We start from the raw sequence: 21,441 nt of genomic DNA, 5'->3' as shown, positions 1-21,441 counted from the left end.
GCGGTACCGGACATCTCGGCCTCACCGCCTATGTGTCCCGCGCCCCAGGCCTCGATATGGACGAAGTCCACGTCGTCACGTGCGTCCTCCGCCACCGCGGCCGCGTGCTCCTCCTCCGACGCAGCGACGCCGTCGGCTCATACACCGGCCGGTGGGGGATGGTCGCCGGACACGCCGAAGGCGCCCCGGACGAACAGGCGTGGGTCGAAATCGAGGAGGAGACCGGCCTCCGCGACGCCTGCACGCTCGTCCGCCGCGGCGACCCGTTTTCGGTCGACGACACCGACCGCGGCACCCGCTGGACAGTCCACCCCTCGCTCTTCGACTGCGAACGCCGCCAGGTGACGCCGAACGAGGAGACGACCGACTGGGAGTGGGTGAACCCAGTCGAGATACGCCGCCGCGAGACAGTTCCCGACCTCTGGACGTCGTACCGGCGCGTCGCGCCGACCGTCGAGACCGTCCGCGAGGACCGCGAGCACGGCTCCGCGTGGCTCTCCCTCCGCGCGCTCGAAGTCCTCCGCGACGCCGCCATCGACGCCGCCAGACGGGACGCCCTCGTCGCGCTCGCCTGCGATCTCCGGGACGCCCGCGACATGGTCGTCGTCGCGAACCGCGTGAACCGCGCGATGGCGACCGATGACTTCGACGGATTCCCCGACGCGATTCAGGCAGTCATCGACGACGCGGCCGTGGCGGACGAGGACGCTGCCGCCCGCGCAGCCGACCGTATCACGGGGGAGACGGTCGTCACGCTCTCGCGCTCGCGCACGGTTCAGCGGGCGCTCGAAACCGGCGACCCCGACCGCGTCGTCGTCGCCGAATCCCGGCCCGAGCTCGAGGGCGTTCAGGTCGCCGAATCGCTCGCGGACGACTGCGACGTGACGCTCACCACGGACGCCGCCGCGCCCGGTCTGCTCGCCGACGCCGACCGCGTGCTCGTCGGCGCCGACGCCGTTCAGTCCGACGGCGGCCTCGTGAACAAGACCGGAACCTATCCGCTCGCGCTCGCCGCCGCCCGCGCCGACGTCCCCCTCGATGCCGTTTGCGCCCGCGACAAGGTCGCGCCCGAACGCGCCCACCCCACCGAGGAGAGCGAGCATGCGCTCGTCTACGACGGCGACGCCGACCTCGACGTGGCCGCGCCGCTGTTCGAGACCGTTCCGCGCGACCTCGTGGACGCCATCGTCACCGAGGGCGGCGCGCTGCGTGGGGACGCAATCAAGCGGGTTGCCGAGCGCCACCGACGGCTCGCGGACTGGGAGTGAAACGCCTATACTCGGGGACGCCGAACCACGGGTGGGCGACAGTGACGAGGTGTTACCCCCACCGAGCCCCTTGTGACGAGGCCTTCTCCCCGAGTCGCCCGTTCCACAACGTTCAATCGGCAGCCTTCGGTAGATATTCGCATGAACGTCGACCACCTCGGCATCCACGACTCCGTCTCCATCGTCTTCCCGCCGGAACGCCTGCGGGACGCGCTCGAATCCGTCGACCCGTCCGTGTCCATCGTCGGCGACGACGATCTCGACGGCGTGGACGCGGTCGTGACGTTCCTCCACCGCGACGCGTTCCTCGACACCGTCGAGTGGGTGCACTCGATTCAGGCCGGCTACGACCGCTTCCCGCTCGATGCGTTCGCAGACGCGGGCGTCGCGTTGACGAACAGCTCCGGTATTCACGGCGCGTCTGTCGGCGAGTACGCGGTCGGGCAGATGCTCGCGCTCGCGCGCCGCCTCCACACGTTCCGAGACGCCCAGCACCACAACGAGTGGAACCGCCCCGCGTGGGACGAGCCGTTCACGCTGTTCGACGAACGCCTCACGGTCGTCGGACTGGGCGCGCTCGGCCAGGGCATCGCGCGGCGCGCCGACGGCGTCGGGATGCGCGTCACCGGCGTTCGCCGCACGCCGGTGAAGACGCCGCACACGCGGGAGGTGTACGGCCCGCAAGACCTCCACGACGCCATCGCCGACGCGCGGTTCGTCGCGCTCGCGTGCCCGCTCACCGACGACACCGAGGGTTTGTTCGGCCCCGACGAGTTCGCCGCGATGCGCGACGACGCCTACCTCGTGAACGTCGCGCGCGGCGAGGTCGTGCAGGAGGACGCGCTCGTGGACGCGCTCGACGCCGGGGAACTCGCGGGCGCGGCGCTCGACGTGTTCGAGGACGAACCCCTCGACCAAGACTCGCCGCTCTGGGACTACGAGGACGTGCTCGTCACGCCGCACGTCGCCGCCGCCGAGCGCGACTACTACGAGCACATCGCCGACCTCGTCCGACAGAACGTCCTCCACGCGAACGCGGACGAGGAGTTCGTCAACCGAGTCGTCTAGGGCGTTCAGGCGACACACGGCACGCACGGGACTCGCCGCCGCTCACCGAATCCGCTCCCGTGCGCCTACTCTCAGAACATACCGCCCGCTGGCCGCGCTCTCATACTTGAACGTTCACTTGGTCGCGGTACGGAACTGGTTCGGGTGCGGTGCAGGAGCAGTGCGGTAACGCGTTCGCTGCCTACTCGCTCGCGGAGCGAGCAAGAGTTTTTTGTTCGGATTTTTCGAGAAGTGGTTCGCCGAAGGCGAATCCGACGAACAAAAAGGTGGGCTAGAAGAACTTCTTGAGGTCGTGGCGCTTGTGGTCTTCGAGGTGGCTGTTGATGGCGTCCTCCAGCGCGCCGATGTTGCCTTTCTTCGCGGTGATGGGGGCGATGGTGTCGGTCCACTGCTTCCAGGGCGGGAGGAGGCCGAAGCGGTCGGCGATGGCGTCGAGGCGGTCGTCCCGGTCGTCCACCTTGTCCATCTTGTTCACGGCGATGACGGGGTCGACGCCGAGCTCCCGAAGCAAGTGGTACATCTCGACGGTGTGCGGGATGCTCTCCTCGGTGGTGTGGCGGTCGATGATGTCGACGGCGCTCTTCCCGTCGAGGACGATGACGCCGACGAGGATGTTGTCCGCGTACTCTTCGAGGTAGTGGACGATGTCCGTCTTGATGGACTCCTGGCGTTCCTCCGGGACGCCCTGCATGTACCCGAATCCGGGGAGGTCGGTGATGACGAAGTCCTCGCTCGTCCAGTCGTAGTGGTTCGGCTCTCGGGTGACGCCGGGTTTCCCGCCCGTGGTGAACGTGTGGCCCGTGAGCTCGCGCATGATCGTGGACTTTCCGACGTTCGACCGCCCGATGAGGGCGACCTCGTCGGTGCGGTCCGGCCGCGTCTCGAACATACGCGTCGTACTTCGTCCCGGCGGGTAAGCCTGCCGTCGTGACACAAGCCGCGATTTGAGTCATAGCGAGGTTGATACCCCGGGGCGTCCTCTCGACGGCTGTATGTCGAAGAAACTGCTCTCCGTGCTCGGACTCGTGGTGCTCGTCGCGACCGCCGGCTGTCTCGGCGGCGCGCAGGCCGCGGCTGGCGACGACGAGTCCGCGAAGACCATCGACGTCTCCGGCTCGGAAACCATCTACGCCACGCCCGACCAGGTCGTGCTCCACGTCGCCGTGGAGGCGTCCGGTGACTCCGCGAGCGACGTGCGCGACCAGCTCGACGCCGCGGCCGCGGACCTGGCGAGTTCGCTCGAAGCGCAGGGCGTCGCGAGCGAGGACATCGTCACGTCACGCTACGACCTCTCCGTCCGCGACCGCGAGACGGGTGAGACCTACCGCGGCGTCCACGCGTTCCGCGTGACCTCGGGCGACGTGGAGAACGCCGGGTTCCTCGTGGACGTGGCGCTCTCGAACGGCGCGAACCGCGTGGACGGCGTGCAGTTCACGCTCAGCGAGGACACCCGCGAGGGCCTCCACCGGCAGGCGCTCGCCGCCGCCGTCGCGGACGCGCGCGGTGACGCGGACGCGCTCGCCGCCGCCGCGAACCTCAGCGTCACGGGCGTCCAGACCGTCTCCTCGTCCGACCTGGGATACGTCTACAGCGAGGGCGTCTCGACCGCCAGCACCGACATCCGCCAGGGCTCCGTCGCGGTGACCGCCACCGTCTCGGTGACGTTCAGCGTCGCGTAACCCCGAAACCATTTCTCCCCGCGCGCCGTCGGTGGCGGCGTGCGACTCATCCAGGTGACGATTCCCGCCGGAAAGCGGAACGCGGTGCTCGGCGCGCTCGACGACGAGGGCGTCGACTACGTCGTCACGGAGGAAGCGAGCGGCCGCGAGTACACCGCCGTCGTCTACTTCCCCCTCCCGACGAACGCCGTCGAACCCGTTCTCGACGTCCTCGGCGATGCTGGACTCGACGAGGACGCCTACACCGTCGTCATCGACGCGGAGACCGTGGTTTCGCGGCGATTCGAGGAACTCCGGGAGCGCTACGAGAAGGACGAGGAGACCGAGTCGGAAATCGCGACCGCCGAACTCAAGTCGACGGCGGAGGAGTTCGCGTCGAACTGGCGGCGATACCTCACGCTCACCGTCGTCAGCGCCGTCATCGCGGCCGCCGGCGTCCTCCTCGACTCCGCGGTCGTCGTCGTCGGCGCGAACGTCATCATCCCTCTCATGGATCCCGCGATGGCAGCGAGCGTCGGAACGGTCGTTCGCGACCGCGACCTCTTCGTGAAGGGCGTCAGACGGCAGGTCGCGGGACTCGTCGCCGCTGTCGCGAGCGCCGCCGCGTTCGCGTTCCTCGCGAAGACGATACCGCTGGTTCCGCCGGACCTCTCCCTGCTCTCCCTCTCCCAGGTTCGGAGCGGGATGACCGCGAACGCCCTCTCGCTCGTCGTCGCGCTCGGCGCTGGCGTCGCGGGCGCGGTGACGCTCGTCTCGGGGGTCGCCTCGACGCTCGTCGGGGTCGCCATCGCTGTCGCGCTCGTCCCGCCCGCCGCCACCATGGGAATCGGGATCGCGTGGGGGAACCCGGCCGTCGTCGTCGGCGCCGGCGTCCTCCTCCTCGTGAACATGCTCTCCATCAACCTCGCCGCACTCGTCGTCATCTGGCAACGCGGCTACCGCCCCAAGTCGTTCTTCGAGACCGACGTGGCCCGCGAGACCGTTCTGAAACGCATCAGCGTTCTCGTCGTCGGCATCCTCGTCCTCTCTACGTTCGTCGGCGCCGTCACCCTCGGAACCATCCACCGCGCATCCTTCGAACAACACGTCGGTGCCACGGTGGACGACGCTCTCGCCGAGGAACCCTACGACGAACTCGTCCGCCTCGACGTCAGAGTACGCTACGAGCGCGAACCCCTGTTCCGAGCCCCCTCGACCGTCGTCGTCACCGTCGGAACCCCGACGAACGCTACCTACCGGGGGCTCGCCGACCGGCTCGCCGACCGGCTCTCTGACCGCGTTTCCGGATCAGCCGTCGTTCACGTCCGGTTCATCGAGCTCGAAACCGCACGCGTGACCTAACCTATTTAGCCGCGTCCACCGTCGCTTCCGCCGTGCGACTCGTGCAGGTCTTGCTCCCCCCGGGGGAACGGCAGGCCGTTCTGGACGTTCTGGAGGACGAGGGGATCGACTACGCGCTCACCGAAGAAGGAAGCGGGCGCAAGTACACCGGCGTCGTCTACTTCCCGCTGCCCGTGAACGCGGTCGAACCGGTGCTCGCCCGCCTCCACGAGGTCGGACTTGAGGAGGACGCGTACACCGTCGTCCTCTCCGCGGAGACTGTCGTCTCCCGGAAGTTCGACGCCCTCAAATCACAGTACGACGACGCGGACTCCGCGCAGACCGACAGGATCGCGCGCGAGGAACTGCATTCCCGCGCAGCCGGTCTCGTCCCCTCCCTCCCGACGTACGTCCTGATGACGGCCGTGAGCGCGCTCATCGCGACCGCCGGACTGCTCCTTGACTCCCCCGCGACCGTCGTCGGGTCGATGGTTATCGCACCCCTCATCGGACCGGCGATGGCGGCGAGCGTCGGCACGGTCGTCGACGACCGCGACCTCTTCCGCACCGGCGTAAAACTCCAGGTCGGTGGAATCCTCCTCTCGGTCGTCACTGCCGGCGCGTTCGCCGCGTTCGTTCGATACGCGCACTTCGTGCCGCCCGGCCTTGACGTGCTGGCCATCTCCGAAATACGAGAGCGCCTCCGGCCCGACGTGCTCTCGCTCGTCGTCGCGCTCGGCGCCGGCGTCGCCGGCGTCCTCAGCCTCTCTACCGGCGTCTCGTCCGCGCTCGTCGGGGTCGCCATCGCTGTCGCGCTCGTCCCGCCCGCGGCGACCGTCGGCATCTGCCTCGCGTTCGGCCTCCCCACGATCGGGCTCGGCGCGGCCATCCTCGTCCTCGTCAACATCCTCTCTATCAACCTCGCCGCGCTCGTCGTCCTCTGGTACTCGGGCTATCGACCCCAGCAGTGGCTTCGCGTCGACGATGCACGCAGCGCCACGCTCAAACGGGTCGGCGTCCTCGTCGCCGGTATCCTCGTGCTCTCAGTCTTCCTCGGCGGCGTCACGTTCTCCACGCTCCAGACCGCCACCGCGGAGCAGTCCATCCGAACCACTATCGAGGACACACTGGACGAACCCCAATACGAGGGGTACACAGTTCTCAGCGTCGAGTTCCAGTACTCGAGGGGCGTCCTCTTTCGCACGCCGTCCAGGGCAGTCGTCGCCATCGGCGTCCCTCCCGGGGGGACGCCGACCGACCTCGCGTCCGTCCTGAACCGCCGCGTCGAGGGCGCTACGGGTCGCGACATCTCTCTCCAGATCCGGTACGTCGAGGTGGAGACGGTCGACTAGCCCTCGAACGGGAACTCGGGCTCGTAGTCCACGGCTTCGACCGCCGCGCCGAGCACCGCGCCGACGTTCTCGCCCGTCTCCACGCTCAGGTAGTGATCGGCTTCGGCGTCCGTCGAGAGGTCGCTCTTGTTGCACGCCACTACGAACGGCGCGTCCGTGAACTCCTCGCGAAGCCCCGCGAGGAGCGCGTACTGGTCGTCCAGTTCGTATCCGCACGTCTCGCTCGCGTCCAGGAAGAACAGCACGGCGTCCGCCGCGTGCGCGACCGCGGACACCGCCTGGTTCTCGATGTCGTTGCGCTCCTCGCGCGGCCGGTCGAGCAGCCCGGGCGTGTCCACGAGCTGGTAGCGGATGTGCTCGCGCTCCACGTGCCCCACTCGGATGCCCGTCGTCGTGAACGGGTACTCCGCGGTCTCGTTGCGCGCGTTCGTCACCGTGTTCACGAACGACGACTTCCCGACGTTCGGGTAGCCCGCGACCACGATAGTCGGTTCGTCCGGCCGGATGTCGGGGAGCTTCGCGAGGTCGTTGCGCACGTCGTTGAGGTACTGGAGGTCGTCCTCGATTTCGCGCATCACCGACCCCATCCGCGCGAACCCCTGCTTGCGGAGTTTCCGCGCGCCCTCCACGTCGCCCGGGAGCTTCCCCTGGTACTCGCGGCCGAGTTCCTTCGTCTTCCGGGACGCCCACCCGACCTCGGAGAGGCTCGATCGGATCTCGTCCACGTCCGCCACCGCGTCCGCGAGCTCGCGATAGAACGGGTCGACCTCGTCGAAGTCCGGCCACGCCGTCACCACGTTCTCCAGGTTGTCCGAGAGGATGTTCGACGCCGTCTGCAGCATCGACTCCTGAGCCTCCCGTCCGTGCTTCGCTCGCCCCGACCGCGCCGCGCGCGAGAACGCCTTGTCGATGAGTTCCTCCGACTTCGGGGTCGTCGGAAGATCCTCGAAAATCATACCCCGTCCTACTCACTCGATACTTAAAAGAAAGTCTGTTTCGGCGCGTGAACGCCTCACGTCGTTCGGCGACGTTATCCGCGGCGCTCCCGGAGTTCGTCCAGCAGTTCCTCGACGTCCACGTCAGTTCCACCGTTTTCCCGCTCGGATGCGCTCGCCGCGCTCGCACACCGCTCACGGCAAAACCCTGGACGAAAAAGGCGCGCACTCCGTGCGCGTGAACGCCTCACGTCGTTCGGCGACGTTATCCGCGTCGCTCCCGGAGTTCGTCCAGCAGTTCCTCGACGTCCACGTCGTTCTGGGCGAGGACGACGAGCATGTGGTAGACGATGTCCGCGCCCTCGTGCGCGAGTTCCTCGCGGTCGCTGTCCTTCGCGGCGAGCACGAACTCGGTGGCTTCCTCGCCGAGCTTTTCGAGCGCGGCGTTCTCGCCCTTCTCGTGCGTGAACAATGACGCGGTGTAGGAGTCCTCGGGGAGGGTTTCCTTGCGGTCTTCGATGACGGCGTAGAGGTCGCGGAGGAGGTCGTCGCTCATCGCGCCACCTCCCGGATGTCGTCGAAGTCCGCGTAGTTCGCAAGCGGTTCGCGGGCGTCCTCGAACACCTCTCGCGCGACCTTGATGGGGGCGTTCGTGCGCGCGACGAGCGCGACGGCGTCGCTCGGTCGGCAGTCTACGACCGTGTTCGCGCGCGGCGTGTCGAGGTGGATGTCCGCGACGAACGTTCCCTCCTCGACGCCCCGGATGACGGCCTGAGTGACGCGTCCGCCGAGTTCCTCCACGATGTCGAGCGTCAGGTCGTGGGTGAGCGGGCGGCCGAAGTCCTCCGCGTCCAGGCCGCGCGCGATAGACTCCGCCTCCTCGAACGCGATGAACACGGGGAGCACGTCCCGCCGCCCCTCGACGCCGAGGACGAGCACGGGAACGGGGCCGTCCGGGCTTCCCGCGACCTTCACCGCCTCCACGGAGGCGTCCAACAGGTCGTTCACGCCTCCGCCTCCGCGAAGAACGCGAGGTCGTGGATTCGGCTGTCGCTCGTCAACTCCGGGTGGAAGGACGTGCCGACGACCGGGCCGTCCCGAATCGCCACGGGCTTCTCGTCCCAGGACGCGAGCACCTCCACGTCCGGCCCGACCGCCGCGATGAGCGGCGCGCGGATGAACACCGCCGGGAACGGCTCGTCGAGACCCTCGACGTCGAGCGGCGCCTCGAAGCTGTCCTTCTGGCGGCCGAACGCGTTCCTGTCCACGGTCGCGTCCACGAGGTCGAGCGTCTCCACGCGCTCGTCGCGCGCGTCACGGGACGCCACGATGAGGCCCGCGCACGTCGCGAGAACGGGCTTCGCGGACTCGACGTGACGCTTGATTTCGTCGTCGATACCCTGCCGGGAGAGGAGTCGCGAGATGGCGGTGGACTCCCCGCCCGGCAGCAAGAGAACGTCGCACTCCGGGACGATTCCGGACTTCCTGATTTCGACGACGTCGGCGTCCCGACCGTGGTTCGCGGCCGCTCGCCGGATCGCGTCGCCGTGTTCGCTGACGTCGCCCTGCACCGCGACGACACCCGCTGTCAGAGTCATACGCGGAGGTTCGGGGGGGAGTGATTTATGCGCCCCGAACCTCAGACCATCATGCTGAGAACGAGGACGGCGATACCGAACAGGACGCCGGACGCGACGACGGACTTCGGGCCGACGCGGATCGCGTTCGAACTCTCGGAGTCGAAGTACCGGACGAGTCCCGCGCTCGACATCAGGCCGCCCGAGTTCTGACCACTGCTCATATCCCGTATTCGGGGCTCGGCCCGCCTAAACTTTTCCATGGGTGGCGGCAAGCGACGTGCTCTGAGAAACCCTTATGCGAGCGGAACGGCAAAATCCGGGTAGATCGATGACTGTCACCCTCAAGGACTTCTACGCCGACTGGTGTGGCCCGTGTAAAACCCAAGACCCCATCCTCGAAGACCTCGAGGAGGAGTGGGGCGACCGCGTTCAGTTCGAGAAGATCGACGTGGACGAAGCCCAGGACGTGGCGAACGAGTACCAGGTTCGCTCCATTCCGACCATCGTCGTGGAGAACGAGGACGGCGTCGTCGAGCGGTTCGTCGGCGTGACGCAGGCCGAAAAGCTCGAAGCCGCCTTCGAGGAAGCGGGCGCGTAACTGACCCCGATATTTCTCGCGACACGCCACCGCGTAGCCCCCGCTCCGTCGGTCTCGCCGCCGAGTCCGGATTCGCACCGCCGTCGCTCGATACCGCTCTCACTGATCGCACTCGTTATTCTGTCTGTTATCGTCGGCGTATGACCGATCTCGCGGTGCTCCGGGAGCCGTCCCGTTCGACCCCACACCTTTAATTACTCTGTTGTACCACCTAGTGATGTAATGGAGTTCGACGGATTCGCGGACACCGGCGAGGCACAGGTCACCCGCGCCATCGCGCAGTCGTGGCACGGCGAATTCATGGACGGCACCGAGAGCGACGTCATCATCGTCGGCGGCGGCCCCGCCGGCCTCACGGCGGCGAAAGAACTCGCGGAGCGCGACGTGGACGTCACCGTCGTCGAGAAGAACAACTACCTCGGCGGCGGGTTCTGGCTCGGCGGCTTCCTGATGAACAAACTCACCGTCCGCGACCCCGGCCAGGCCGTCCTCGACGAACTCGGCGTCCCCTATCAGGCGTCCGAGGAGTCCGAAGGCCTCTACGTCGCGTCCGCCCCCCACTGCAGCAGCGCGCTCATCGAAGCCGCCTGCGACGCCGGCGCGCGCGTCCAGAACATGACCGAGTTCACGGACGTCGTCGTCCGCGACGACCACCGAGTCGCGGGCGCGGTCCTCAACTGGACGCCCGTCCACTCGCTCCCCCGCGAACTGACGTGCGTCGACCCCGTCGCCGTCGAATCCGACCTCGTCGTCGACGCGACCGGCCACGAGGCGGTCGTCGTCTCCAAACTCCACGAGCGCGGCGTGCTCGACGCGCCCGGCATCGACGGCACGCAGACGACCGGGATGGACACGAGCGGCGACGGCGAATACGGCGCGCCCGGCCACGACTCCCCCGGCCACGACTCGATGTGGGTCTCCGACTCCGAGGACAGAGTCGTCGAGAAGACCGGCCTCGTGCACGACGGCCTCCTCACCGCGGGCCTCTCGACCGCGACCTACCACGGCCTCACGCGAATGGGGCCGACGTTCGGCGCGATGCTCCTCTCCGGGAAGCGCGCCGCCGAGGTCGCGCTCGACGAACTCGGCCGCGACGCGCCGCCCGTCGAGCTCGGCGTCGAACCGACCGCCGCCGCGGACGACTGAGATGCGTCCCGTCGCGCTCACCGTCGCGGGCTCGGACAGCGGCGGCGGCGCCGGCGTGCAGGCCGACCTCAAGGCCATCGAGGCCCGCGGCGCGTTCGGCGCGTCCGCCGTCACGGCGGTCACCGCGCAGAACACCACGGGCGTCCGCGACACCCACCGCGTCCCGCCGAACACCGTCGAGGCCCAGATTTCCGCCGTCTGCGACGACCTCCCGGTCGCCGCGGCGAAGACCGGAATGCTCGCGTCCGCCGACACCGTCGAGACAGTCGCCGCCGCCCTTCCAGAGCTCCCGATCGTCGTCGACCCCGTCGTCGTCGCGCAGTCCGGCGACCGGCTCCTCGACGACGCCGGCGTCCGCGCCGTCCGCGACACACTCCTCCCGCGCGCGACGCTCCTCACGCCGAACGTCCCCGAGGCCGAACTCCTCGCTGACGCGACCGTCGAGGACGCAGACGACATGCGGCGCGCGGGCGAGCGACTCCGCGACCTCGGCGCGGACGCCGTGCTGGTCACCGGCGGCCACCTCGACGGCGACCCCGTGGACGTCCTCGTCGCGGACGACGCGACGACGTTCGAGCACGACCGAATCGACACTCAAACCACTCACGGGAGCGGCTGTACGCTCTCGGCGGCGCTCGCCGCCGAACTCGCCGCCGACACCGCGCTCCCGGCCGCCGTCGAAGCCGCCACCGACTACGCCGTGCGCACCATCGAACGCGGCCTCGACCTGGGCGCGGGCGCCGGCCCCGTGAACCCCCTCGGCCCCCTCCACACCGACGCCGACACCGCGCGAACCGCGGACGCCCTGACCGACGCCGTTCGCGCCGTCGAGCGCGCCGCCCCCGCCGGACTGATTCCCGAGGTCGGAACGACGCTCGCCGCCGCCCCCGCCGGCGCGACGCGACCCGCGGAAGTCGTCGCGACCGACGGCCGCCTCACCCGCACCGTCGACGGCGTCCGCGCGCCCGCGGGCGTCCGCCGCGGCGCGTCCAGCCACGTCGCGCGGCTCCTCTGTGGCGTCCGCCAGCACGACCCGACAGTCTCCGCGGCCGCGAACGTCCGCCGCACCGACGCCGCGCTCGCAGCCCTCGACGACGTCGTGTTCGTTGACCGGGCGAACGAACCCCCGGACGCGCCCGGCACGATGGACTGGGTCGCCGACCGCGCGATGCGGACCCGTGAGCGCGCACCCGCGGCTATCGCCGACGGCGGCGCGCACGGCAAAGAACCGATGATCCGCCTCCTCGCGGACTCGATAGACGCCCTCGAAAACCGCCTCATCGCGCTCGCGGCCGACGCCGACGCGCGACCGCGCTAGTCGAACGTCACGCCGACGTCGTGCATGCCCTTGTTGTTCATCGCGATGTTGATGACGAGCGGCGTCACCGACTCGACCTCCGCCGCGACGCCGAGCGGCCCCGCGTCCAGCACGCGCAGCCCCTCGATTTCGCCGCCGAGATCCGCGATCAGCCCCTTCTCATCGTCGTCGTCGCCCACGACGAGCGTGTCGAGGTCGAGTTCCACGTCGAGGTTCGCGAGGCGGTCGGCCGCGAGGTTGTGGAACGCCCCCACCACGGGCACGTCGTCCGGCGCGGCGTCCGCCGCGAGCGCCGTCACGCTCCCCGCATCCGGCGGATTGTAGTGGAAGCCGTCCTCGTCGCGCTGCATCCCCACCGCGGGCGACACCAGAATCGTGTCCTCGTCGAGGTTGTCCGCAACCGACTCTACGGTGTCGCTGAGGTGGTAGGCGGGCACCGCCGCCACGACCACGTCCGCCCGGTCGGCGGCCATCCCGTTCTCAAACCCCGTAATCTTCCGGTCGATACCGCGACTGTCGAGTTCGGTCTCGTACTCGTTCGCTTTCTCGCGGGCGCGCGCCGGGTCTCGTGACCCGATGACGATGTCGTGGTCGGTGTCGTACCCCCATCGGAGCGCGAGGCCCTCGCCGATGTCGCCCGTGCCGCCGAGTAACGCGATTCGCATACCGGTACGTCACCCGGGCCGCGAATAAGAATGTCGGGCTCCGGTTACGCGAACCCGAGCGTCGTCGGCGTCTCGCTCGCGAGGTTGTCCGCGACGGGACAGCGCTCCTCCACCGCGGCGAGCCACGCGTCCAGTTCCTCCTCGGTCGCGTCGGACTCCACGTCGAGTTCGACCTCGATGTGCTGGAAGCCCGCGCGCACGTCGTCAGCGCGCCCCTGAAGCTTCCGCGGGTCGAGGCCCCCCGCGAGGTCGATGTCGAGCGAACCGATGGCGATGTCGTGGTCGTCCGCGACCGCGTGACCCGTGACGGTCAGACAGCCCGCCCACGCGCCGAGCAGGTACTCGACGGGCGTCGGCCCCTCGTCCTGTCCGCCGTTCGCGGTCGGTTCGTCCACGACGAACTCGTGCCCGCGGGTCGAGACGGTCGTCTGCGCGTGGTCCTCTGCCTCGGCGCTCACCGAGAACTCCACCAGCGACGTTTCTGAACTCATCACCACACACCACGCCCGTGACCGGCAAAGAAACGCCGTCCTCGTCCGGATTTACCGGCGAAACGAGGTATCCGCGAGACTCGCCACTACCGACCGCAACCCCGAAGTCGCGCCGCGCCACCCCTCCTGCATGGACACGCACGCGCGGCGCTCGCTCGCCCTCCTCCTCGTCGCCGTCCAATCGACCGCGCTCGCCGCCTACCTCGAAACTACATGGACGGGTGACATCGCCGCTCTCACGTCATCGACGCTCGCCGTGCTCGGCGTCCTCCTCACCGCCGTCGGGTTCGCGCTCGCGTGGCGCGGCCCCTAATCGAGGACGTCCGGGAGGTCGTTCACGGAGTCCAGCACGGCGGTCGCGCCCGCGTCCTCGTACTTCCGCCGGCCCTCGGCGCCCGTTAGTCCACCGGTGAGGACGCCGACGCCGTGGTAGTCGCGCTCGGGGTCCGCGTCCGCGGCGTTCACCGCGGTCTCGATGTCGTCCAGCGTGTCCCCGACGAACACCACGCCCGAGCTGTCGCAGCGCTCCGCGAGCGCCACCAGCGCGCGCGGGTGCGGCTTCCCCTCCTCCCAGTCGTCCATCGTGAACCGGCGCTCCGCGGGCACGTCCAGCCCCGCGCGTTCGAGCGCGATTTCGGCTTCCGCCTCCGGACGCCCCGTCAGCACGCACACATCGTACTCGCTCGTCAACCGCTCGACGGTCTCCGCGGTGACGATGACCGGTTCGTCGTTGATGAACCCGCGCGTCTCCCGCGCGGGCTCCCCGCCCTCGATCTCCCGATACAACTCGCTCCCGAGGTAGAGCGCCTGGAACGTCTCTCGGAGACGGTCGGGCGCCCACGCCTCGCGCACGCGCTCCTCCGCGTCCGCAGGGAGCGCCGCCGACACGACCGCCTCCGCCGCCGCCAGCCCGCCGCCGCGCTTCTCGATTTCGCCCGTGAACCCCTCCAGCTCCATCGCGAGCCCCTCGCGCTTCGCGAGCACGAACAGCGCCGCCGCGTCCGTCAGCGTCCAGTCGTTGTTGAAGCCTCCTGCGTCCTTGAACGACTGAATCCCCGCTTTCGGAATCGTCTCCCCGTACACCGATTCGATGGACTCCACGATGGCGCGCCGATAGGAGTCCGCCACGTCCACCAGCACGCCGTCCACGTCCAGGACGACCGTGTCCACGTTCATACACTCACTCGCCCCGCCCGCGAAAAATCAGTTCCGGGAGGCGACGAACACGGTCTCCCGGCCGAGCGTCCGGCGCTCCACCGGCACCACCGCCGGGTCGCCGCCGAGCGTCGTGAACCAGCACGCCGCCCCCACCCGCCTCGCCACGTCCGCGACGGGCCGCTGGAGTTCCGGCGGGAGGTTCCGCGCGAACACGACGTCCGCGCCCTCGTACACCCCGATATCGGGGGCTGTCACGTCGTCCACCACGAACGCCACGTCCGGCGGGGTCTCCCGCTCGATCACGTCCGTCGCCACCACCGCCACCCCCCGCGCCGCCACCCGCGCCGCCACGTCCGGCCGACGCCCCACACCAACCTCCACCACGCGCTCCGCATCCGCCAGCGCGTCCACCAGTTCTCCCGCGAAATCGCTCACGTCGGGATATTTATGCCACACCACGGCATAGACGTTCCCATGCGTGTCGACATCGTCCCCATCGGGGACGTCTCCGCGAGCGTCAAGCGCGAGGCCTCGACAGGCCTCCGCTCCATCTACGACTGCGATGTCACCCTCGCCACGGAACAACCCCTCCCCGACGGCGCCTACGACAGCTCTCGCGGCCAGTACCGCGCCAGCGACCTCATCGACATCGCCACACGCGTCGGAACCGGCGAGAAAGCCATCGCCATCACCCCGAACGACCTCTACTACCGCCGCCGAAACTACGTCTTCGGCCTCGCCTACCTCGACGGCCGCGGCTGCGTCGTCTCCACCTACCGCCTCCAGACCTCCAGCGACGGCGGGTTCTCCGAACGCTCCTCCACCGAAGTGTTCTCCGACCGCGTCCGCAAGGAAGTCGTCCACGAACTCGGCCACACCTTGGGCCTCGAACACTGCGACAACAACCGCTGCGCCATGAGCTTCTCCCCCACCGTCCAAGAAGTCGACCGCAAAGAACAGACTCTCTGCGGGAGCTGTCAGCGCTCGGTCTTCTAACCCACCTTTTTGGAGGGAAAAATGCCGGTCGCCGAAGGCGACCGGTGAATCGCGCCGCGGAGCGGCGCGAATGCACGCCCCGTTCTCGCGACCGCACGAACCTTCAAATACGAACGGGCGGCCAGCACGCGGCGTGCTCTGAGACGAGCCGTAGCGTGGAGCGCGAAACCCGGCGGCGCGCCCGCTACGAGTCCCGACGCGCCGCCGTGTCAGCCCCTACGTCGTCCGCGCGGCCGCGAGCGCGCGCCACGATCTCAGGTCGCCCTGAGACCTCGACTTCTACCGTCTCGCCGTGCGTGACCTCGACCGCGTTCGCGTGGTCGTAGAGCCAGGAGACGAACGCCATCGCGTCGTCAGACTGCGGGAGCGAGAACCGCGCCGTCTCGCGCGCCGGGAGCGCCGCCGTCAAACGGTCACCGAGCGCGTCCAATCCGTCGCCGTCGAGCGCGCTCACGCACACCGGGTCGCCGACGACCTCTCGGACGACCCGCCGCTTCTCGTCGAGACGGTCCACGTCGTCGACCTTGTTCAGAACGGGGACGACGCCGCCGTCCGCGTCCCGATGGTCGGCGAGCACGTTCCGGCTCGTCGCCACCTTCTCACGGAGGCGCTCCGGCGGGTCGGTGGCATCCGCGACCAACAGCACGGCGTCCGCACGGTACGCGGATGCGAGCGTCGACTCGAAGGAGTCCACGAGCCAGTGCGGGAGCCCGGAGACGAACCCGACGGTATCCGTCACCAGCAACCGATGGTCGCCGACGGTCGCCCGGCGCGTCGTCGTGTTTAGCGTCGTGAACAGGCCGTCGTGCGACTCCGCGACGCCCGCGAGGTCGGCGTGCCGGCGGTCGTTCTCCCCGACCACGTGGTCGTCCGCGAGCCGCCGCAGGAGCGTGGATTTCCCCGCGTTCGTGTACCCCGCGAGCGCGACCAGGTCGAACCCTGCCGCGTGCCGGTCGGCACGCCGGGACGCGTCCGCGGTCTCGACCTCCGCGAGCGCGTCCTCGACTTGCTTGATTTCGCGCTTGTACGCCGCGCGAACCTGCGAGGCCGGAGACTCGCCAGCGCTCTTGAAGCCCTGACGACCGACGTCTTCGCCGCGCTTCGCGCGCTCCTCGGCCCGCGGGAGTTCGTACTCAAGTTCGGCCAGCCGCACCTCCAGCTGGGCGCGCCGGGTCTCCGCGCGCTCGCCGAAGATGTCGATGACGAGTCGCTTCCGGTCGAACACCGCGACGCCGTCGGGGAGGCGGTCGGCGAGCGCGAACGCCCGGTTCGCGTCGAGGTCGTTGTCAACCACGACGGCGTCTGCGTCGGCCGCCCGGACGTCGCGTCGTATCTCCGCAATCGCGCCCGCCCCGAATTCGTGGCCGGAATGCGGGGGGCGTTGCTGGACGACCTCGCCGTCGACGGCGTAGCCCGCCGACCGGGCGAGCGCCCTTATCTCTCCGGTTTCCGCCGGAGACTCGTCTACGCGCTTCGCTACTATCGCTGTGTCTTCTCGTGACATTGGATTCTGGGTGTCGGTTGCTCGACGAACGAACGCGTCGTGAGCCGGCCGACCCAGTCGCTACCGGGCGGCGGCCCCGGCTACTGAGAAAGGGTCTCCATGTCGACTCGACCGACTCGGGCGGAATACAAGAAGCTTGGGTCTACTCGACGGGGAAGCGGAGGAGCGCGCCGACGCCGCCGAACGCGTCCGCGAACCGCTCTCCGCCCTCGATGTCGGTGGGCACGACGACCATGCCGCCGCCCTCGTCCTCGGCACGCTCGGCGTACGCCTCGCGCTCCGCCGCGTCCACGGTCTCAGAGACGAGCAGTCGGTCGACCGCCTCGTACGTGAGCGCGTCGTCCACTGACTCCGCGCCGTACACGACGTCGCCGTCCGGCAGTCGGTCGAAGAACGCGTCGAGGGCGTCCCGGGCGTCCGCGTGGCCGTCCGTCACGTCCCCGCGTGCTTTCGCAGCGAGCTGTTCGAGGCCGCGCTCGCCGGCGTGCTCCACCGCGTACGTACCCGCGACCCGGTCGTCGAGCCACGCCGGCAGGTAGTCGCCGTCCCGGAACGCCTCCACGGTGACGTGCGTCCCGCCGAGCACGACCGCGTCCGAGTCGTCGAACGCCCGTTCGGCGGCGTCCGCGACTTCCTCGAAGAACTCGCGCTTGCGCTCTTCGCGGCGCCGGCGGAACCGGTCTGCGGACTGTCCGCCCGCCCGCGTCTTCCCCGGAACCTCGCTGTCGAGCGCTTCCAAACTTTCGACGCCGTCGTCGAGCCGGCCGATTGCCGCGCCACCGCGCTCCACCACGACAAGCCCTATCGTGGGCTCGTCTGTCGTCCGGGAGCCGAGCGGATCCGTGACGAACGCGTTCCCGTGCTCGAAGACGCCGTCCGTCACGCCCCCCGGTGGGTTCGTGAATATGAACGTGCGGAGGTCGCCACCGAGGACGCCCGTGTAGACGAGCAGGCCGTCCCCGCCGGCCTCCGCTTCGTGGAGGGCGTCGACTGCGTGATCCAGCGCCTCCCGGAGCGGTTCGCTCGCCGGGCCGTCGAGGTACTCCGCTTCCGCGCGCGCTTCCTCCACGCGTTCGACGTGCTCACCGAGCTCTCCCGGGGGAACCGCCACTGACACCAGTCGGTCGTCGTCTACACTCGCCTCCCGCACCGTTTCGATGCGCTCCCCGCGATCCAGCCGCTGTTCCATACGCCGGATATCGGCGGCCCTCGGAAAAGCGACGGGGCCGCTACTGCGTGTAGTAGTACTCGCCGTCGCGCTTCTGCTGCTTGTCGAGCTGGCTCCCGGGCTTGTTGATGCGCGGCCGGCCGAGGTTCTCGTCGCGGCGGAACGTGATGTCGAGGTTCGCGAGGAACTCGTTCATCCCGGCGCGCATCTCTTGGGAGGGACTGGCGCGGCCGTGGTCGGCGGGTTCGCCGTCGAACACCATCAGCCGGTCGGAGACGAGGTCGATCATGTAGATGTCGTGGTCGATGACCATGACCGTGGACTCGTGGTTCTCCGCGTACCGGCGGATGGCGCGCGTCGCGAGCACGCGCTGTTCCACGTCGAGGTGCGCGCTCGGCTCGTCGAGCAGGTAGAGGTCGGCGTCCCGGCTGAGGGTCGCGGCGATGGCGACCCGCTGGCGTTCGCCGCCGGAGAGGTCGGCGAGGTTCTGCTCCATGATGCGTTCGAGCTGGAGCGGCTGCGCGATCTCGGTGTTCCAGTAGCTCGTGCCGAACTCGTCCGTAATCGAGGAGAGGAACGCGTCGACCCGCATATGCTGATCGACCTCGACGTACTGCGGCTTGTACGCGATGTCGAGGTCTACGTCGAGGTCGGTGTCCTCGCCCCTCACGGTGGTTGGTTCGATGCGGCCGGCGAGCAGTTTCGCGAACGTGGACTTCCCGATGCCGTTCGGGCCGACCACGCCCAGCACCTCGTTCTTCCGGATCTCTCCGCCCTCGACGTCGAGGCTGAACTCGCCCTCGCCGTAGGATTTCGTCATCGACGGGTAGTCGACGAGCGTCTCGGCCTCGGTGACGGGCCGGGGGGCGTGTTCCTCGAACTCGATGGCTTCCGGGCGAATCCGCATGTTCTCGTTGTCGAGGTAGCCCCGGAGGTACTCGTTGATGCCGTTCCGGACGGATTTCGGGTCGGTGACGACGCCGTACACGGACGGTTCTCCGTACGCGACGTGGAGGCTGTCCGCGAGCAGGTCGAGCACCGCGAGGTCGTGTTCGACGACGAGCACGGCCTTGTCCTCCTCCTCGGCGAGTTCGCGGACGAGTCGCGCGGCGGTGACGCGCTGGCCGATGTCGAGGTAGGGCGTGAGTTCGTCGACGAAGTAGAAGTCCGCGTCCCGCGCGAGCGTCGCCGCGAGCGCGACCCGCTGCAGTTCGCCGCCGGAGAGCGAGTCGATCTCCTGGTCGAGCACGGGCGTGATGGAGAGGCGGTCCGCGAGTTCGTCGAGCACGCCGCGCTCGTCCGCGCGTTCGAGGAGTTCGCGCGTGTTCCCGTCGAACGTCTCCGGAATCTGGTCGACGTACTGGGGTTTGCGCGCGACCTGGGTGTCGCCGTCCCGCACGCCCTTCAGGTAGTCCTGGAGTTCGGTGCCGCGGTAGTGTTCGATGACCTCGTCCCAGCCGGGTTCGTCCTCGACGCGCCCGAGGTTCGGCGTGATCTCTCCGGCGAGCGCCTTCACGGCCGTCGACTTCCCGATGCCGTTCGGGCCGAGCAGCCCCGTCACCTTCCCCTTCTCGGGGATGGGGAGCCCGTAGAGCGCGAACGCGTTGTCGCCGTACCGGTGGGTCGCGCGGTCTTCCAACTCCTGGGGGAGGTTGATGATCTCGATGGCGTCGAACGGACACTTCTCGACGCAGATACCGCACGTCTCGCCGAGACAGATCTCCTCCGAAATCTGCACCTGGTCGGGGCCGCCCGTCTCGGCGTCCTCCCCGCGGAGCGTGATGCACTCCTTCCCGGTTCGATTCGGGGGACAGTAGTTCGAGCACTCGTAGTTACAGCGGTCGGGAGAGCACCTGTCGAGGTCCACGACCGCGATGCTGTCCTGGGCCATCTTACAGGCTCACCGATTCAGTGAGGAGGATGCCCCACGTGATAAACCAGAGCGCGAACGTCATGAACGCGGTGTAGAGGTGGTCTTTCGCGCCGAACTCGCTGACGTTCACGCCGAGCACGCGGAGCACCCCGAGGTTGACGAGCATCGCGACGAGGGCGAGTCCGAGGCCGGTGGTGTCCGTCGCACCGGCCGCGAGCGCGCTCGACAGGACGCCCGCCGCCACGCCGGTGAGGCAGGCGACCGTGGTCACGGCCACGCCGCGGCGATGGGGGTCCATTCGGGGCGCTGTCTCGGTCGACATACCCGAAACTCCGCGGGGGACGCTCAAAAGAAGTTCGCTTGTGCCGCGTGATACGCGACCCGTACCGCCGCGAACGAACGGCCTACTCGACGCGTTTTCGCCCTTACTTTTCGTAAGTCGCGAATAGCAATACTCGCGGCGGGGAACTGCTCGCGTATGGGTGATGAGACATCCCGCCGACGGTTCGTTCTAGCTGCTGCAACCGCACTGACGACCGGCGTCGCCGGGTGTGGGACGGGTGACACGAACGGCACGACGAACGGCACGACGGACGGTGCGACGACCACAACGCAGGCGACAACCGACGCGACGACGGAGGAGACGACGACACAGACCGCGTCGGCGTGGCTGCGCGTCGCCCACCTCTCTCCGGACGCGCCCGCGGTGAACGTGCTCGTGGATGGTTCGGTGGCGCTGGAGGGCGTGGCGTTCGGCGCTATCAGCGACTATCTCTCGGTGTCGCCGGGCGACCACACGGTCGCGGTGCGGACGACCGACGGCGGGTCTACGGTGTTCGAGGAGACGCTCACGCTGGACGTGATGGCGTACACGGCGGCGGCTATCGGCGAGGTGAGCGGCGACAGCCCGACGTTCACCGTGGCGCCGTTCGTCGACGACCCGGGCGAGGTGCCGTCCGACTCCGCGGCGATACGGCTCGTGCACGCGTCCCCGGACGCGCCGGCCGTCGACGTCGCCGTCGCGGGGAGCGCGGACGACCCCCTCTTCTCCGGGGTCGAGTTCGGCGCGGCGTCCGACTACGTGGCCGTCCCGACTGGCGAGTACACGCTCGAAATCCGGCCGGCGGACGCGCAGCCGTCGATCGACCCAGTGGCTTCGACGACCGTCGCGCTGGAGAGCGGTGCGTGGACGGCGTTCGCGACCGGGTACGTTTCCCCGGGCGACGAACCGGCGGACGCGCCGTTCGACGTTCTCTTGCAGTCGGACACGCCCCCGCAGGAGTGACGTGACCACGACCCGTGCAACTCTTTCCCGCAGATTT

25 protein-coding genes are annotated in these 21,441 nt (G+C 69.0%); 11 read left to right on the top strand and 14 right to left on the bottom strand.

Annotated features, from left to right (window positions below):
• Positions 1-56 precede the first annotated feature (56 nt).
• Both FQU85_RS03590 and ddh read left to right on the top strand, forming a co-directional pair.
• Positions 57-1,268, top strand: coding sequence for an NUDIX domain-containing protein (locus FQU85_RS03590; RefSeq protein ID WP_145844394.1), 1,212 nt, complete (start codon positions 57-59; stop codon positions 1,266-1,268).
• A 141-nt stretch (positions 1,269-1,409) separates the two neighbouring features.
• On the top strand, positions 1,410-2,336 hold the full coding sequence (ddh, locus tag FQU85_RS03585) for a D-2-hydroxyacid dehydrogenase (protein WP_145844393.1): 927 nt from the start codon (positions 1,410-1,412) through the stop codon (positions 2,334-2,336).
• Positions 2,337-2,607: 271 nt separating this feature from the next.
• On the opposite strand, the gene engB is transcribed toward ddh, so the two are convergent.
• Positions 2,608-3,225: a GTP-binding protein EngB gene (gene engB, locus FQU85_RS03580; RefSeq protein WP_145844390.1), complete on the bottom strand. Its 618-nt coding sequence runs from the start codon at positions 3,223-3,225 to the stop codon at positions 2,608-2,610.
• A 103-nt stretch (positions 3,226-3,328) separates the two neighbouring features.
• On the opposite strand from engB, the gene FQU85_RS03575 reads away from it, so the two are divergent.
• The 3 genes from FQU85_RS03575 to FQU85_RS03565 are packed head-to-tail and all read left to right on the top strand — an operon-like array spanning position 3,329 to position 6,687.
• Positions 3,329-4,015, top strand: coding sequence for an SIMPL domain-containing protein (locus FQU85_RS03575; protein WP_145844388.1), 687 nt, complete (start codon positions 3,329-3,331; stop codon positions 4,013-4,015).
• 39 nt (positions 4,016-4,054) lie between these two features.
• On the top strand, positions 4,055-5,356 hold the full coding sequence (locus FQU85_RS03570) for a TIGR00341 family protein (protein WP_145844385.1): 1,302 nt from the start codon (positions 4,055-4,057) through the stop codon (positions 5,354-5,356).
• Positions 5,357-5,388: 32 nt separating this feature from the next.
• A complete protein-coding gene (locus FQU85_RS03565; protein WP_145844381.1) occupies positions 5,389-6,687 on the top strand; it encodes a TIGR00341 family protein in 1,299 nt (432 codons plus the stop codon).
• Here the strand turns inward: FQU85_RS03565 and FQU85_RS03560 are convergent.
• The 5 genes from FQU85_RS03560 to FQU85_RS03540 form a co-directional block, all read right to left on the bottom strand.
• Positions 6,684-7,643, bottom strand: coding sequence for an NOG1 family protein (locus tag FQU85_RS03560; protein ID WP_145844378.1), 960 nt, complete (start codon positions 7,641-7,643; stop codon positions 6,684-6,686). The genes FQU85_RS03565 and FQU85_RS03560 overlap by 4 nt on opposite strands.
• A 244-nt stretch (positions 7,644-7,887) precedes the next feature.
• The gene (gene hisE, locus FQU85_RS03555) at positions 7,888-8,178 is read right to left on the bottom strand and encodes a phosphoribosyl-ATP diphosphatase (RefSeq protein ID WP_145844376.1); all 291 of its coding nucleotides are present in this window, start codon (positions 8,176-8,178) and stop codon (positions 7,888-7,890) included.
• A complete protein-coding gene (locus FQU85_RS03550) occupies positions 8,175-8,618 on the bottom strand; it encodes a bifunctional nuclease family protein (RefSeq protein WP_145848707.1) in 444 nt (147 codons plus the stop codon). The genes hisE and FQU85_RS03550 overlap by 4 nt, the downstream gene beginning before the upstream one ends.
• Positions 8,619-8,626: 8 nt before the next feature.
• Positions 8,627-9,220, bottom strand: coding sequence for a pyridoxal 5'-phosphate synthase glutaminase subunit PdxT (gene pdxT, locus FQU85_RS03545; RefSeq protein WP_145844374.1), 594 nt, complete (start codon positions 9,218-9,220; stop codon positions 8,627-8,629).
• Between the two features lie 41 nt (positions 9,221-9,261).
• On the bottom strand, positions 9,262-9,423 hold the full coding sequence (locus tag FQU85_RS03540; RefSeq protein WP_145844372.1) for a preprotein translocase subunit Sec61beta: 162 nt from the start codon (positions 9,421-9,423) through the stop codon (positions 9,262-9,264).
• A 107-nt stretch (positions 9,424-9,530) separates the two neighbouring features.
• Between FQU85_RS03540 and trxA the strand changes: the two genes are divergently transcribed.
• From trxA to thiD, 3 genes are all read left to right on the top strand, one after another.
• On the top strand, positions 9,531-9,800 hold the full coding sequence (gene trxA / locus FQU85_RS03535; RefSeq protein WP_145844370.1) for a thioredoxin: 270 nt from the start codon (positions 9,531-9,533) through the stop codon (positions 9,798-9,800).
• Between the two features lie 222 nt (positions 9,801-10,022).
• The gene (locus FQU85_RS03530; protein WP_145844366.1) at positions 10,023-10,946 is read left to right on the top strand and encodes a sulfide-dependent adenosine diphosphate thiazole synthase; all 924 of its coding nucleotides are present in this window, start codon (positions 10,023-10,025) and stop codon (positions 10,944-10,946) included.
• A gap of 1 nt (position 10,947) precedes the next feature.
• Positions 10,948-12,264, top strand: a complete 1,317-nt coding sequence (gene thiD / locus FQU85_RS03525; RefSeq protein ID WP_145844364.1) for a bifunctional hydroxymethylpyrimidine kinase/phosphomethylpyrimidine kinase — start codon at positions 10,948-10,950, stop codon at positions 12,262-12,264.
• Here thiD and npdG read toward each other — a convergent pair.
• Complete coding sequence (gene npdG / locus FQU85_RS03520; RefSeq protein ID WP_145844361.1) at positions 12,261-12,929, bottom strand: NADPH-dependent F420 reductase; 669 nt, start codon at positions 12,927-12,929, stop codon at positions 12,261-12,263. The two genes, thiD and npdG, sit on opposite strands and share 4 nt — an antisense overlap.
• Positions 12,930-12,973: 44 nt before the next feature.
• Entirely contained in the window at positions 12,974-13,420 is a 447-nt protein-coding gene (locus tag FQU85_RS03515) for an OsmC family protein (protein ID WP_145844359.1), read from the bottom strand.
• 130 nt (positions 13,421-13,550) lie between these two features.
• Here FQU85_RS03515 and FQU85_RS03510 point away from each other — a divergent pair, with 130 nt between their 5' ends.
• Complete coding sequence (locus tag FQU85_RS03510) at positions 13,551-13,733, top strand: hypothetical protein (protein WP_145844356.1); 183 nt, start codon at positions 13,551-13,553, stop codon at positions 13,731-13,733.
• Here the strand turns inward: FQU85_RS03510 and FQU85_RS03505 are convergent.
• Both FQU85_RS03505 and FQU85_RS03500 read right to left on the bottom strand, forming a co-directional pair.
• On the bottom strand, positions 13,730-14,596 hold the full coding sequence (locus FQU85_RS03505; protein WP_145844353.1) for a TIGR01548 family HAD-type hydrolase: 867 nt from the start codon (positions 14,594-14,596) through the stop codon (positions 13,730-13,732). The two genes, FQU85_RS03510 and FQU85_RS03505, sit on opposite strands and share 4 nt — an antisense overlap.
• 27 nt (positions 14,597-14,623) lie before the next feature.
• A complete protein-coding gene (locus FQU85_RS03500) occupies positions 14,624-15,013 on the bottom strand; it encodes a UPF0146 family protein (RefSeq protein ID WP_240792451.1) in 390 nt (129 codons plus the stop codon).
• Between the two features lie 39 nt (positions 15,014-15,052).
• Here FQU85_RS03500 and FQU85_RS03495 point away from each other — a divergent pair, with 39 nt between their 5' ends.
• On the top strand, positions 15,053-15,574 hold the full coding sequence (locus tag FQU85_RS03495; RefSeq protein ID WP_145844351.1) for an archaemetzincin family Zn-dependent metalloprotease: 522 nt from the start codon (positions 15,053-15,055) through the stop codon (positions 15,572-15,574).
• A gap of 184 nt (positions 15,575-15,758) precedes the next feature.
• On the opposite strand, the gene hflX is transcribed toward FQU85_RS03495, so the two are convergent.
• The 4 genes from hflX to FQU85_RS03475 form a co-directional block, all read right to left on the bottom strand.
• A complete protein-coding gene (gene hflX / locus FQU85_RS03490) occupies positions 15,759-17,078 on the bottom strand; it encodes a GTPase HflX (RefSeq protein ID WP_145844346.1) in 1,320 nt (439 codons plus the stop codon).
• A 142-nt stretch (positions 17,079-17,220) separates the two neighbouring features.
• Positions 17,221-18,267, bottom strand: coding sequence for a Vms1/Ankzf1 family peptidyl-tRNA hydrolase (locus tag FQU85_RS03485; RefSeq protein WP_145844342.1), 1,047 nt, complete (start codon positions 18,265-18,267; stop codon positions 17,221-17,223).
• Positions 18,268-18,307: 40 nt separating this feature from the next.
• Positions 18,308-20,137 carry a ribosome biogenesis/translation initiation ATPase RLI gene (locus tag FQU85_RS03480; RefSeq protein ID WP_145844340.1) on the bottom strand — a complete coding sequence of 610 codons (1,830 nt, stop codon included), beginning with the start codon at positions 20,135-20,137 and terminating at the stop codon, positions 18,308-18,310.
• A 1-nt stretch (position 20,138) separates the two neighbouring features.
• The gene (locus tag FQU85_RS03475) at positions 20,139-20,441 is read right to left on the bottom strand and encodes a hypothetical protein (RefSeq protein WP_145844338.1); all 303 of its coding nucleotides are present in this window, start codon (positions 20,439-20,441) and stop codon (positions 20,139-20,141) included.
• 156 nt (positions 20,442-20,597) lie between these two features.
• Here FQU85_RS03475 and FQU85_RS03470 point away from each other — a divergent pair, with 156 nt between their 5' ends.
• On the top strand, positions 20,598-21,404 hold the full coding sequence (locus tag FQU85_RS03470) for a DUF4397 domain-containing protein (protein WP_145844334.1): 807 nt from the start codon (positions 20,598-20,600) through the stop codon (positions 21,402-21,404).
• Positions 21,405-21,441 lie beyond the last annotated feature (37 nt).

It is taken from the genome of Salarchaeum sp. JOR-1 (assembly GCF_007833275.1).
GTDB lineage: Archaea > Halobacteriota > Halobacteria > Halobacteriales > Halobacteriaceae > Salarchaeum.
This window is presented reverse-complemented; position numbering and strand designations above follow the sequence as displayed.

Bases quoted from the DNA above. Each gene is read 5' to 3' on its own strand.
- FQU85_RS03590 (WP_145844394.1), top strand. From the start codon at position 57: ATGGACGAAGTCCACGTCGTCACGTGCGTCCTCCGCCACCGCGGCCGC.
- ddh (WP_145844393.1), top strand. From the start codon at position 1,410: ATGAACGTCGACCACCTCGGCATCCACGACTCCGTCTCCATCGTCTTC.
- engB (WP_145844390.1), bottom strand. From the start codon at position 3,225: ATGTTCGAGACGCGGCCGGACCGCACCGACGAGGTCGCCCTCATCGGG.
- FQU85_RS03575 (WP_145844388.1), top strand. From the start codon at position 3,329: ATGTCGAAGAAACTGCTCTCCGTGCTCGGACTCGTGGTGCTCGTCGCG.
- FQU85_RS03560 (WP_145844378.1), bottom strand. From the start codon at position 7,643: ATGATTTTCGAGGATCTTCCGACGACCCCGAAGTCGGAGGAACTCATC.
- hisE (WP_145844376.1), bottom strand. From the start codon at position 8,178: ATGAGCGACGACCTCCTCCGCGACCTCTACGCCGTCATCGAAGACCGC.
- pdxT (WP_145844374.1), bottom strand. From the start codon at position 9,220: ATGACTCTGACAGCGGGTGTCGTCGCGGTGCAGGGCGACGTCAGCGAA.
- FQU85_RS03540 (WP_145844372.1), bottom strand. From the start codon at position 9,423: ATGAGCAGTGGTCAGAACTCGGGCGGCCTGATGTCGAGCGCGGGACTC.
- trxA (WP_145844370.1), top strand. From the start codon at position 9,531: ATGACTGTCACCCTCAAGGACTTCTACGCCGACTGGTGTGGCCCGTGT.
- FQU85_RS03530 (WP_145844366.1), top strand. From the start codon at position 10,023: ATGGAGTTCGACGGATTCGCGGACACCGGCGAGGCACAGGTCACCCGC.
- thiD (WP_145844364.1), top strand. From the start codon at position 10,948: ATGCGTCCCGTCGCGCTCACCGTCGCGGGCTCGGACAGCGGCGGCGGC.
- npdG (WP_145844361.1), bottom strand. From the start codon at position 12,929: ATGCGAATCGCGTTACTCGGCGGCACGGGCGACATCGGCGAGGGCCTC.
- FQU85_RS03515 (WP_145844359.1), bottom strand. From the start codon at position 13,420: ATGAGTTCAGAAACGTCGCTGGTGGAGTTCTCGGTGAGCGCCGAGGCA.
- FQU85_RS03510 (WP_145844356.1), top strand. From the start codon at position 13,551: ATGGACACGCACGCGCGGCGCTCGCTCGCCCTCCTCCTCGTCGCCGTC.
- FQU85_RS03505 (WP_145844353.1), bottom strand. From the start codon at position 14,596: ATGAACGTGGACACGGTCGTCCTGGACGTGGACGGCGTGCTGGTGGAC.
- FQU85_RS03495 (WP_145844351.1), top strand. From the start codon at position 15,053: ATGCGTGTCGACATCGTCCCCATCGGGGACGTCTCCGCGAGCGTCAAG.
- hflX (WP_145844346.1), bottom strand. From the start codon at position 17,078: ATGTCACGAGAAGACACAGCGATAGTAGCGAAGCGCGTAGACGAGTCT.
- FQU85_RS03485 (WP_145844342.1), bottom strand. From the start codon at position 18,267: ATGGAACAGCGGCTGGATCGCGGGGAGCGCATCGAAACGGTGCGGGAG.
- FQU85_RS03480 (WP_145844340.1), bottom strand. From the start codon at position 20,137: ATGGCCCAGGACAGCATCGCGGTCGTGGACCTCGACAGGTGCTCTCCC.
- FQU85_RS03475 (WP_145844338.1), bottom strand. From the start codon at position 20,441: ATGTCGACCGAGACAGCGCCCCGAATGGACCCCCATCGCCGCGGCGTG.
- FQU85_RS03470 (WP_145844334.1), top strand. From the start codon at position 20,598: ATGGGTGATGAGACATCCCGCCGACGGTTCGTTCTAGCTGCTGCAACC.